We start from the raw sequence: 12,786 nt of genomic DNA, 5'->3' as shown, positions 1-12,786 counted from the left end.
ATTGTCAGCGATTTGTTAATAAATCATACTTTTGTGGCATTGTTAGGGGGGTAGTGGCTCCTTTAACCATGGGAGTTAATTTTTTACATTCACAAATAAATAGTATAAAGTGCTAAATATGAGAACTATCTCATCCGTTTTGGGAAGCCTTGCGAGGGTGGTGTCAACGAGTTTGATGCTATTATTTGCCGTTACGACGTTGCATGCGCAAGATGTCAAGGAAGGTGAAAAAATCTTCAAATCTAAGTGTACATCCTGTCACGCCATTGACAGAAAAGTGGTTGGTCCTGCTTTAAAGGGGATTCCAGAGACGAAAGACGAAGCTTGGTTAATCAAGTGGATCAAGAACTCTCAGGCTTTAATTGCGTCTGGCGATGCTGATGCAGTTAAAATCTTCGAAGAGAACAACAAGCTTGTGATGACTTCTTTTACTGATTTATCTGACGATCAGATCAAGTCGGTATTAGCGTATATCACAGATGCTTCTAAGGAGAAACCGAAAACTGAAACTCCTGGTGGTGCTGGAGCTAAAGATGATAACGCGTCCATGTTCATGATTTTGGGCTTGATCGCAGTTGTTGTTTTGGCTGTAGTGGTTATCGTGGTGTTGAATCGTGTGATCCGTACCTTAGAAAATGTAATTGCTAAAAACCAAGAAGCTATTGCTGCGCAACAAGAGCCAGAAGATAGCCAACGCTTTGTGAAGTTTGCGAAAGCATTCGTTAAAAACAAGAAGTTGGTAGGCTTTACCGTCTTGATGTTGGTTGCATTATTAGCTGTGGGTGGTTGGAAAACAATGTGGAACGTTGGTGTTCACCAAGGCTATCAGCCGGTTCAACCAATTAAGTTCTCGCACCAAATCCACGCAGGTGTTAACAAAATTGAGTGTCAATACTGTCACGGTGGAGCATTTAAATCTAAAAATGCGTCTATTCCATCGGCCAACGTATGTATGAACTGTCACAATACAATCACTGCTTCAGAGCATTATGATGGTGAGATTTCTCCGGAAATTGCTAAAATCTATCGTGCATTGGATTGGAATCCTGATACGCGTACTTACGGTAACAATCCGAAACCAATTCAATGGGTTCGTATCCACAACTTACCTGACTTTGCTTACTTCAACCACTCACAACACGTTGTGGTAGCTGGTGTTGAGTGTCAAACTTGTCACGGTCCAATCCAAAATATGGAAGAAGTATACCAATACTCTCCATTGACGATGAAATGGTGTGTTGATTGTCACAAAAAGACAGATATCAAATCGGATAACAAATACTATGAAGATTTGATTAAAGCACACGAAAGAATTAAGAAAGGTGAGAAAATGACTGCAGCCATGATCGGTGGTCTTGAGTGTGGTAAGTGTCACTATTAATAATTATTTGAAATACGCAATCTTATATACAGCTTAAATGGATAGCAATAAAAAATATTGGAAAGGTTTGGAAGAGTTAAATCAAACTCCTGCTTTCGTTGAAGGAAGCAAGGGTGAGTTTGCCGAATCTATTCCTGTAGAAGATGTATTAAACGAAGCTGGCTTGAGTACTAAAACTCCTCGCCGTGACTTCTTGAAAGCATTAGGATTTGGTTTGGGTGCTGTTTCTTTAGCGGCTTGTAACCGTACTCCTGTGCATAAGGCAGTTCCTTATTTGATTAAACCTGAAGAGGTAACTCCAGGTATCCCTAACTATTATGCTTCGACGTTCAACGGTCAAAGCATCTTGGTTAAAACTCGTGAAGGTCGTCCGATCAATGTTGAGCCTAACCCGAATGCAATTGGTTTGAACCAAGGTTTGGATTCAACGACTGCTGCTTCTGTATTGGATTTATATGATGAGTCCAAATTGAAACAGGCGCAATTGAAAGGTCAAGATGTTGAGTGGTCTAAATTGGATGGGGAAGTTGTTAAAGCTTTGAATGCAGCAGCATCTTCTGGTAAACAAATTACGATCGTTTCTAACACCGTAAACAGCCCTTCAACGTTGGCAGCTATCGCTGCTTTCGCAACGAAATTCCCAACAGTTAACCATGTACAATACGATGCTGTTTCTTACAGCGGTATTATCGAGGCGAATAAAGCTTCATTTGGTAAAGCTGTTGTTCCTTCATACAATTTTGAAAAGGCAAATGTGATTGTTTCTGTTGCAGCTGATTTCTTAGGAACTTGGTTGGCAGGTGAGGAGCATACACAACAATACGCTAAAAACCGTGATTATAAATCGTTGAAAAACGGCAAAATGTCACGTCACGTGCAATTTGAGTCTGGTCTTTCCATGACGGGTACAAATGCGGATGCACGTATCGCAATCAAACCTTCGGAAGAAGGTGCTACATTGGTTGCTTTATATAATGCAATCACTGGTCAGTCTCTGGCTGGTGCTACTGCGAACAAAAAAGCACAAAAAGGTGTCGCTCTAGCGGCGAAAGAATTGGTGAACAGCAAAGGCGCAGCAGTTGTTGTTGCTGGATCTAACGATGTCAATGTACAGGTATTAGTGAATGCAATCAACGTTGCTTTAGGTGCTTACGGTACAATCATCGATTTGGATAACTATTCTAAACAATACCAAGGTTCGGATTCTTCGTTCCAAGCTTTCTTAGCAGCAGCGAAATCAGGTCAAGTTGGTGTTGCGTTCTTCTTGAATAGCAACCCAGTGTATGACTACTTCAAAGCAGATGATGTAAAAGCAGCGTTGAAGCAAATTCCTTTCACCTTATCATTTTCGCAACGTGCGGATGAAACAGCTTCTGAATTGACAGCGATTGCTCCAGCAAGTACGTTCTTGGAATCTTGGGGTGATGCGAATCCAAAAGAAGGTTTGTTCTCTATCGTTCAACCAACAATCAATCCTGTTTTCAAAACACGTCAAGCTGAGCAAAGCTTATTGACTTGGGCAGGAAATGATACCGATATGTACAACTTCGTTAAGAACTTGTGGTCTACACAAATTTTAGCAGGTTCTACGAAAAACTGGGATGCTGTATTGCAAACTGGTTTTGAATATAAAGGTGCTAAAGCGGCAACAGCTCCTGCATTTACAGGAAATGCTGCAGCAGCAGCTTCGGCAATTGAGGCATCAAGCAAAGCGATTACAGGTGAGTTTGAATTGAAACTTTATGAGCCTGCTGGTCTTCGTGACGGTCGCTACGCAAACAACGCTTATTTACAAGAATTGCCTGATCCGGTTTCTAAAGTAACTTGGGATAACTACGCTGCTCTTAACCCGAAAGATGCTGAGAAATTAGGTTTGGGTGAAGATGGTAAAGTAACTGTAAAAGCAAATGGTGTTGAATTGGAATTGCCAGTTGTACAACAACCAGGTCAAGCACAAGGAACAGTTTCAGTTGCTGTAGGTTATGGCCGTACAAAAGTTGGTAAAGCAGGTAATGAAGTTGGTAAAAACGCATTCCCTTTTGCTTCTATCATCAATGGTACAGTACAAGGTGTTGCTAAAGCAACTGTAGCGAAAGCGTCTGGTACTTACCAATTGGCACAAACACAAACACACCACACGATCGAAGGTCGTAACGTTATTCGTGAAACGACATTTGCGAAATATCTGAAAGATCCTAACTCTGAGGCAGGCCGCTTTACCGATAATCACAAAACATACGATTTGTGGAACAAATATGAGCAACCTGGTCACAAATGGGTGATGGCGATCGACTTGAACGCATGTACGGGTTGTGGTGCTTGTATCGTTGCTTGTAACGTTGAAAATAATATTCCTGTAGTAGGTCGTGATGAGGTTCGTCGTCGTCGTGAAATGCACTGGTTACGTATTGACCGTTACTATACAATCGAAGGAAAAGATCAAGATCTTACAAAAGAGAAAGAAATTGCGAGAGCTTCGGCTGATTTAGATTTCGAAGATATCACTGTTGTTCACCAACCGATGTTGTGTCAACACTGTGGTCACGCACCTTGTGAAACGGTTTGTCCGGTATTGGCAACAGTACACTCTTCAGAAGGTTTGAACCATATGGCATATAACCGTTGTTTTGGTACACGTTACTGTGCGAACAACTGTCCTTTCAAAGTTCGTCGTTTCAACTGGTTTGCATACTGGAATGATTCACGTTTTGACAACTACTTGAACAATGAGTTCACACAATTGGTATTGAATCCAGATGTTGTTACTCGTTCACGTGGGGTAATGGAGAAATGTTCAATGTGTATCCAACGTATTCAAGCAGGTAAATTACAAGCTAAGATTCAAAATCGCAAAGTTAAAGATGGCGATATCCAAATGGCTTGTCAACAAGCATGTTCTGCAAATGCAATTATCTTTGGTGATGCAAATGATCCAGAATCAGAAGTATCTAAAGCATTACGCAACGAGCGTGTTTATTACGTACTTGAGGAAATCAATGTTCAACCGGGTATCGGTTATATGACAAAAGTTAGAAACACTTTTGAGGCGTAATCTTGTACAATATTTGAAATAAAAATACTATGTCATCGCATAACGAATCAATATTAAGAGAACCATTAATGACCGGTAAGGACATTACGTATGCAAAAATTACGGATGATATCTTACTACCGGTTGAAAATAAACCGAATAAAGCATGGTGGATTGGTTTTACCGTTGCTGTATTAGGTGCTTTATTATGGGTAGTTAGCGTTAGTTATACCTTTTGGACAGGTATCGGCGCTTGGGGTCTGAATAAAACTGTAGGCTGGGCTTGGGATATCACCGACTTCGTATGGTGGGTAGGTATCGGTCACGCGGGTACGTTGATTTCAGCTGTATTATTAATCTTCCGCCAGAACTGGCGTAATTCAATCAACCGTTCTGCAGAGGCGATGACGATCTTTGCGGTAATCTGTGCGGCTACATACGTTGTAGCTCACATGGGTCGTCCTTGGTTGGCTTATTGGATTTTCCCACTTCCAAATCAATTTGGATCACTTTGGGTAAACTTCAACTCTCCTTTGGTATGGGATGCGTTTGCGATCTCGACTTACTTTACAGTATCCTTGGTATTCTGGTACTGTGGTTTGTTGCCGGATATTGCAACAATTCGTGACCGTGCTACTGGATTAAAACAAAAAATCTATTCTGTATTATCATTCGGATGGAATGGTTCAGTTAAGACTTGGCAACGTTTTGAAATCGTGTCATTGATCTTGGCAGGTATCTCTACGCCGCTTGTACTTTCTGTACACACGATCGTATCCATGGACTTTGCCACTTCGGTTATCCCTGGATGGCATACAACGATCTTCCCTCCATACTTCGTGGCGGGTGCGATCTTCTCTGGTTTCGCAATGGTACAGACGTTATTGTTGATCTTACGTAAAGTAATGAACTTTGAGAACTACATCACGATGTTCCACATTGAGTCGATGAATATCATCATCATGACAACTGGTTCTATCGTGGGTGTGGCTTACTTGACTGAGTTGTTTATCGCAATGTACTCTCGTTCAGAATACGAAATGTATGCTTTCGAGAACCGTATGTTGGGTCCATACGCTTGGGCTTACTGGTCAATGATGACTTGTAACGTAATTTCTCCACAGTTATTCTGGTTCAAAAAAATCCGTACAAGTATTCCTATCTCATGGATCTTATCGATTGTTGTAAATATCGGTATGTGGTTTGAGCGTTTTGTAATTATCGTGACTTCATTGCACCGTGATTACTTGCCTTCATCTTGGGCAATGTTCTACCCAACTTGGACAGACGTAGGTATCTTTGTAGGTTCAATCGGATTATTCTTTACATTATTCTTGTTGTTCTTACGATTCTTACCAGGTATCGCTATCGCCGAAGTGAAATTGTTGTTGAAATCATCTTCATTACAACATAAAACTAAATTGGCTCAAGAAGGCGCATTCCCTGAGGAACAAGTGAAGTACTTCCAAGAGTCATTAGAGAAATATGATTCAGTGACAGAAGAAGAGATTAAAGAATTATCAGTTAGAAAATAATCAGCAATGAGCAATACAAAATATATATTAGGTAGTTTTGCGGATCCCGATGAAATGATGCATGGGATCGACAAATTGCAAGCAAACAATATAAGTATTTACGACTGCTTTACTCCGATGCCTATTCACGGCATCGAAGCAAAGCTGGGTGTGAAACCTTCTCGCTTGCCTATCGCAGCATTTTGCTTTGGAGCATTAGGAACGACATTAGGTTTTAGTTTGTTGTATTATACAATGGCATATGATTGGCCGATGAATATCGGTGGTAAACCATCTTTTGGTATGCCAAACTTTGTTCCAGTTACATTTGAGGTTACGATCTTATTGTGTGCCTTGGGTATGGTTGCCACGTTTTTCTTCCGTAACCACTTATTTCCGGGACGTGCACCTCGTGTAATGGACTTGAGAGCAACAGATGATCGTTTCATCCTTGCAGTAGATGCCAAAGAAAATACAGATCACGCTTTGATCGATAGCTTATTGAAAGAAGCTGGAGCTGTTGAAGTTAAGTACAATGATAGAAAATATGTTAGCTATGAATAAGAAGAATTTACTTGGAACGCTATGCGCAGCTGTGGCATTGACAGCACTTGTTTCTTCTTGTGGTGACAAAACAACTCGTAGTACAGGTTTAGAGTTTTCTCGTAACATGTACGATCCGCTTGCTTTCAATCCGGATCAACCTAATGCGAATTTTGCTGATGGAAAAACAGCACAAACACCTCCTAAAGGTACAGATCCAATTGGTTTCACTCGTTTTGAATACGCCAATACATTAGAGGATTATGAACGTGCAGGAAGAGAAGTAAAAAGTCCTTTGGTCGTAAATGCCGAAAATCTTGAAAAAGGTAAAGCTTTGTTCACCACTTACTGCTCTATATGTCATGGAGTAGAAGGTAAAGGTGATGGTCCTATCACAAAAGACCGTAGCGTGACTGATTCAAGAGGTACTCGTCAATTAGAGAACTTTCCTCCGCCACCATCTTATCACAGAACAGATGCGGCGAGCTCTTCACGGGGTGGTTTGATGGCTGACTTGACTGATGGTAAAATTTACCATACAATTTATTACGGACACAACTCCATGGGATCACATGCATCTCAATTGTCTCCAGAGGAGCGATGGAAAGTTGTTATGTATGTTCACGAATTACAAAAGAAATAATCTAACATCAGATATATAAATGGGAACTCACAGTCATCATCACGATTATAATTTCAACGAGCGATACGAGTTTGCTGGCAAAGCTAAAATGTTCAGTATTGTCGCTGTTGTACTAGGCGTAGCTGCTGTAGCTTTCGGGTTGCTTTCGGGCGATCACGTTACTGTAGAGCGTACTTATGCCAACTTGTTATTGATGGGTTATTACTTTACATGTGTATGCGCAGCTGGAACATTCTTTGTTGCCTTGCAATATGTAACACAATCTGCATGGTCTGCAGGTTTGGTACGTATACCTCAGGCTATGGCGAGTGTTTTACCAATTGCATCATTAGTTTTATTAGTTATTGTAGGTTTAGGTTTAACCACACATAACTTATATCACCACTGGAATGCAGATGGTATCACTGATCCGCATAGTACAAATTTTGACCCTATTATCGCAGGTAAATCTGCTTATTTAAATGTTCCATTCTTCTTGATCCGTCAGGTGGTATTTTTGGGAACATATAGCATTTTTGCTGTTATTTTTGCGAAACTTTCTTATAAAGAAGATTTGGAAGGCGGATTGGCTTCTTATAAAAAGTCATTCAAATTGTCGGCAATCTTCTTAGTTATCTTCGGTTTTACTACACCTATCTGGTCTTTCGATACAGTAATGTCTTTAGAGGCACACTGGTTTTCGACAATGTTCGGTTGGTATAACTTTGCAGCAATGTGGGTTAGTGGTATTTCATGTATCACGATCATCGTTGTTGTATTGAAGAAAGCTGGTTATATGAACTGGGTAAACGAAAATCATTTACACGATTTGGGTAAATTGATGTTCGGTTTCTCGATCTTCTGGACTTACGTTTGGTTTGCACAATTCATGTTGATTTGGTATTCAAACATGCCAGAGGAAACAGTTTATTTCTACAAACGTTGGGAACCTGAATACAAACCTTGGTTTTGGTTGAGTATTATCATTAACTTTGTGGCACCATTGTTACTATTAGTGGATCGCGATGCTAAACGTAAACAAAATGTAATGTTGTTCGTAGCGATTCTATTATTGGCTGGTCACTGGCTAGATTATTATATCATGATCATGCCTGGTACTGTTGCTGAACATAGAGGATTTGGTATCATTGAAATCGGAACTGCACTTGGTTTCTTAGGTTTGTTCATCTTCTTAGTGATGAGTAAATTGAGTAAACAAGCATTGGTGCCTAAAAATCATCCTTTCTTGGATGAGAGTTTGCATCACCAGATATAGTTTCACTTTTAAAGGAAGGTTACGTAAAAACGTTATAAAAGAAATGAGCTTTAAATTAAATAATAGATTCAAATCCATCTCGGGTTTTGTGCTTGCACTAGGATTGCTTTTTGCGACTCCTATCCTAGCAAGTCAACAAGATACAGTAGCATCTGATTCTGCTAAAGCGGCAACTACAGCAGTAGCTGCCCCTGCAGCAACGGATTCGGTTGCAAAAGATACAACAGCGGCAGCAGGTACTGCTGCTGTTGCATCTGCTAGTTCTTCTACAGAAGCTAGTGCTGCTGCTCCTGCTGTTGAAGAAGTGAAGCAAATAGACCCTCAGGTTTATAAAAACTTCACATATTATGTCTTGTTATTCTTGGTTATATGTACAGTTGTTGCCGTTATCGGTAAAGTACTTTCGATCTATGAATTGACAAGAAAGATGAACGGTAAATACAATCCGTTTGCGAATAACACATTTCAATCGGCATTGTTATTCATTTTCTTGGTTGTATTCCTTTATGGTGTATATTGGTCATATGTACACTGGGGAGCTGCTTATTGGAGATCGGCAGTAACTGAGCACGGTGAGCGTATTGATACGATGTTTATCATTACGACAGCAATTACAACATTTGTATTGGTTATCACACACATCTTGTTGATGACATTTACATTCTTGTACCGCATGCGTGCAAAACGTCAGGCTTATTATTATCCTCATAACAATGCAATCGAGAAATTGTGGACAATTGTTCCAGCTGTTGTTTTGACAGTATTGGTATTGTTCGGTTTCTTTACATGGAGATCGATCACAAATATTCCTGAAGATCTTCAAAAATCAGCATTACAAGTTGAGGTATTGGGCGAGCAATTCCAATGGAATGTCCGTTATGCTGGTTCAGATGGGATTATTGGTAAACGTAATTATAAAATGACGACACCAACCAACCCTTACGGTATTGACTTTAATGATAAAAATTCTTGGGATGATATTCAGGGATCTGAAATTTGGTTGCCTGTAAACAAACCTGTTCGTTTCCATATCGTTTCAAAAGATATTATTCACTCTTTCTATATTCCTGATTTCCGTGTTCAAATCAATGCGGTACCAGGGATGACCAACTATTTCCAATTCACACCTACTGTAACAACAGAAGAAATGCGTGATCGTTTGGGTGATTATAACTATGACTTCGTGATGTTGTGTAACAAGATCTGTGGATCTGGTCACTACAACATGCAAAAGAAAGTGGTTGTCGTAACTGAAGAGAAATATAAAGAGTGGTTAGCTAAACAAAATAAATATTTTACTGAGGATTTGCAAAAAGAGTTCAGTGGTAAAACAGCTAACGTGAAAAAGGATAGCGTACAAGTTACAGCATCTTTGAACTAATTAAGAATTTTTGAATATAAAATCGAATATGTCAAGTACAGTAATATCGCATAGCGCTGAACATCACGATTCGCACGGCCATCATCACGAGGAGTCGTTCATCAGAAAGTATATCTTCTCGGGTGACCACAAGATGATTGCTAAGCAATTCTTGATCACTGGTATCATCATGGCAGTTTTTGCGATGCTTTTATCAGTATTATTCCGTATCCAATTAGCATGGCCGGATAAAGAGTTCCCTATATTAGAAGTATTCTTGGGTAAATGGGCTGAAGGCGGTCGTATAAAACCGGAGTTTTTCCTTTCCTTGGTAACCATTCACGGTACCGTTATGGTATTCTTCGTGTTAACGGCTGGTCTATCGGGTACTTTTAGTAACTTATTGATTCCATATCAAATCGGAGCACGCGATATGGCATCTCCTTTTATGAACATGTTATCTTACTGGTTGTTCTTTGTAGCATCAGTGATTATGGTTGCATCGTTCTTCGTAGAAAGTGGACCTGCTTCTGCTGGTTGGACAATCTACCCGCCACTATCGGCTGTTCCTACTGCAATCGCAGGATCTGCAACTGGTATGACTTTGTGGTTGGTGAGTATGGTTCTATTTGTAGCTTCGCAGTTGATCGGTGGTATTAACTATGTAAGTACAATTTTGAACATGCGTACAAAAGGAATGGACTTATGGAAAATGCCTTTGACAATCTGGGCGTTCTTCTTAACTGCTATCGTAGGTATGTTGTCATTCCCAGTATTGGTTTCGGCGGTTGTTCTTCTGATTTTTGACCGTGCTGCTGGTACGTCATTCTATTTGTCGGATCTTGTTGTTCAAGGACAAATTTTACCGAACGAAGGTGGTTCACCAATTTTGTTCCAACACTTGTTCTGGTTCTTAGGTCACCCTGAGGTATATATCGTTGTTATGCCTGCTTTAGGTTTAACTTCTGAGGTTATTGCAACCAACTCACGTAAACCAATCTTTGGTTACCATGCGATGGTTTATTCGTTGATCGGTATCACCGTGTTATCGTTTATCGTATGGGGTCACCACATGTTTGTAACAGGTATGAACCCGTTCTTGGGTGGTGTCTTTATGATTACAACATTGATTATCGCGGTTCCTTCAGCGGTAAAAGCGTTTAACTATCTTGCAACGTTGTGGAAAGGTAATATCCGTTTCACTCCAGCGATGATGTTTGCGATCGGTTTGGTATCGTTCTTTATCTCTGGTGGTTTGACAGGATTGTTCCTAGGTAATGCAGCGTTAGATATCAACTTACACGATACGTATTTTGTTGTTGCCCACTTCCACTTGGTAATGGGATCGGCGTCAATCTTCGGTATGCTTTGTGGTGTTTACCACTGGTATCCTAAGATGTTCGGTCGTATGATGAACACAAAATTGGGTTATTTACACTTCTGGTTGACTTTCATTGGTGCTTACATGGTATTCTTCCCAATGCACTTTATGGGTATCGATGGTGTGCCTCGCCGTTACTATGCATTTACAGAGTTTGCTTTCATGGCGAAATGGGTTTCTGTAAACAAATTGGTAACTTGGGCTGCAATCATCGCTGCTTTAGGTCAGGTAGCTTTCTTATGGAACTTCTTTACATCGATTTTCTTCGGTAAAAAAGCACCACAAAACCCTTGGCAGTCAAATACATTGGAATGGACTACTCCGGTAGAGCATATCCATGGTAACTGGCCAGGAGAAATTCCAACTGTACACCGTTGGCCTTACGATTACAGTAAGCCAGGTCACGGTGAGGATTTTATTCCTCAAAGTGTTCCTTTCTCTGAAACAATGAGCTCTAATTTGCCTCATGATTTCGAAGGAGACGAGGAAGCTGAGCGTATCCAGGCAGAATGGAATGCTCAAAATGGTAGAAAAGACTAATAAAATCTTATAAAATAGAGTAGGGATTCCTACTCTATTTTATAGAAGTTTGTATTTTAAGAGGTAGGGGTAGTATTATGTTTCCAGCAGCTGAGAAGCGATTTATAAAGACCAATTTTATAACGATCATTGTGTTGTTTTTGGTCATTATTGCTGGCGGAGTTGTTCGGAGTACAGGGTCAGGAATGGGATGCCCAGATTGGCCAAGATGTTTTAACCGTATTATTCCTCCAACAGATATCTCCCAATTACCGCAAGGATATGAACAGCATTATATTGAAGGAAGAGCAAAGAAGAACGAACGTTTCGCGAAAATTGTAGAATTTTTCGGGGATAAGGAAATGGCTTACAAGCTCCGTACCGATAAGAGTATTTTGCAGCATGAAGAGTTTAATGTTGCGAAAACTTGGACGGAATATATCAATCGGTTGGTAGGCGTTGTTTCCGGATTCTGTTTGTTATTTACAGCTATTTATTCTTTCACTTATTTAAAATCAAAAAGCTCGATCGTTGTTTGGTCAGTGATTAATCTTTTTGTTGTCGTACTTCAGGCCTGGTTGGGATCGATCGTTGTATCGACAAATCTGATGCCCTGGATTATTACGGTACATATGCTCTTAGCCATTGTAATTGTTTGTATTAGTATTTATACATATTTCAAAGCAGTTACTTTGCGAAACAAGACCTTACTGGTCAATCGTTCTTTGGGTATATTAAAAGGACTTGCTATTGCTTCAATTTTATTGATGCTAACACAGGTAATTGTCGGAACGGGAGTTCGAGAGGAGGTTGATTTATTAACCGGTTCAACGATAGCCCGGACTGATTTTATAACAACTATTGGCCAACAGTTTGAGTTACATCGCTGGTTGGCATATTGTTCTTTGATTTTAGTTATTGTATTATTCTTTTTGGTCCGCACAAGTTTTAATACGGGTTCTAAGCAATATAAATTTGCTTTAATCGCATTGATTCTAGTGGGTATCCAAATGCTATCAGGAATTATCTTAGCTCGATTTGCAATACCTGCATTTGCACAAACAACGCATTTGGTGGTCGCTACGCTGTTATTTGGCGCGCAGTTCTACCTGTTGTTATTGTTAAACAAGCAAAGGCACTAATCTTGGAATTCGGGATG

The 12,786-nt window shown here is 40.1% G+C and carries 9 protein-coding genes; all 9 read left to right on the top strand.

The window, feature by feature from the left end; translation table 11 throughout:
• Positions 1 to 118: 118 nt before the first annotated feature.
• Positions 119 to 1,381: a cytochrome c3 family protein gene (locus tag OK025_RS04050; RefSeq protein WP_286767326.1), complete on the top strand. Its 1,263-nt coding sequence runs from the start codon at positions 119 to 121 to the stop codon at positions 1,379 to 1,381.
• A gap of 37 nt (positions 1,382 to 1,418) precedes the next feature.
• Positions 1,419 to 4,433 (top strand): TAT-variant-translocated molybdopterin oxidoreductase, encoded by a 3,015-nt coding sequence (locus OK025_RS04045; protein WP_317668410.1) that lies wholly within the window; start codon positions 1,419 to 1,421, stop codon positions 4,431 to 4,433.
• A 29-nt stretch (positions 4,434 to 4,462) separates the two neighbouring features.
• The gene (gene nrfD, locus OK025_RS04040; RefSeq protein ID WP_046674137.1) at positions 4,463 to 5,947 is read left to right on the top strand and encodes an NrfD/PsrC family molybdoenzyme membrane anchor subunit; all 1,485 of its coding nucleotides are present in this window, start codon (positions 4,463 to 4,465) and stop codon (positions 5,945 to 5,947) included.
• Positions 5,948 to 5,953: 6 nt separating this feature from the next.
• Positions 5,954 to 6,490, top strand: coding sequence for a DUF3341 domain-containing protein (locus OK025_RS04035; RefSeq protein ID WP_075991040.1), 537 nt, complete (start codon positions 5,954 to 5,956; stop codon positions 6,488 to 6,490).
• A complete protein-coding gene (locus tag OK025_RS04030) occupies positions 6,474 to 7,112 on the top strand; it encodes a c-type cytochrome (RefSeq protein ID WP_286833372.1) in 639 nt (212 codons plus the stop codon). The genes OK025_RS04035 and OK025_RS04030 overlap by 17 nt, the downstream gene beginning before the upstream one ends.
• A gap of 19 nt (positions 7,113 to 7,131) precedes the next feature.
• Positions 7,132 to 8,367: a quinol:cytochrome C oxidoreductase gene (locus OK025_RS04025; RefSeq protein ID WP_070563545.1), complete on the top strand. Its 1,236-nt coding sequence runs from the start codon at positions 7,132 to 7,134 to the stop codon at positions 8,365 to 8,367.
• 43 nt (positions 8,368 to 8,410) lie between these two features.
• Positions 8,411 to 9,748: a cytochrome c oxidase subunit II gene (locus OK025_RS04020; protein ID WP_075991042.1), complete on the top strand. Its 1,338-nt coding sequence runs from the start codon at positions 8,411 to 8,413 to the stop codon at positions 9,746 to 9,748.
• 28 nt (positions 9,749 to 9,776) lie between these two features.
• Positions 9,777 to 11,648, top strand: coding sequence for a cbb3-type cytochrome c oxidase subunit I (locus tag OK025_RS04015; RefSeq protein WP_172462307.1), 1,872 nt, complete (start codon positions 9,777 to 9,779; stop codon positions 11,646 to 11,648).
• Positions 11,649 to 11,725: 77 nt separating this feature from the next.
• Positions 11,726 to 12,769, top strand: coding sequence for a COX15/CtaA family protein (locus OK025_RS04010; RefSeq protein ID WP_070563550.1), 1,044 nt, complete (start codon positions 11,726 to 11,728; stop codon positions 12,767 to 12,769).
• The last annotated feature ends 17 nt before the right edge of the window (positions 12,770 to 12,786 follow it).

Source organism: Sphingobacterium sp. UGAL515B_05 (assembly GCF_033097525.1).
Lineage (GTDB): Bacteria > Bacteroidota > Bacteroidia > Sphingobacteriales > Sphingobacteriaceae > Sphingobacterium.
This window is presented reverse-complemented; position numbering and strand designations above follow the sequence as displayed.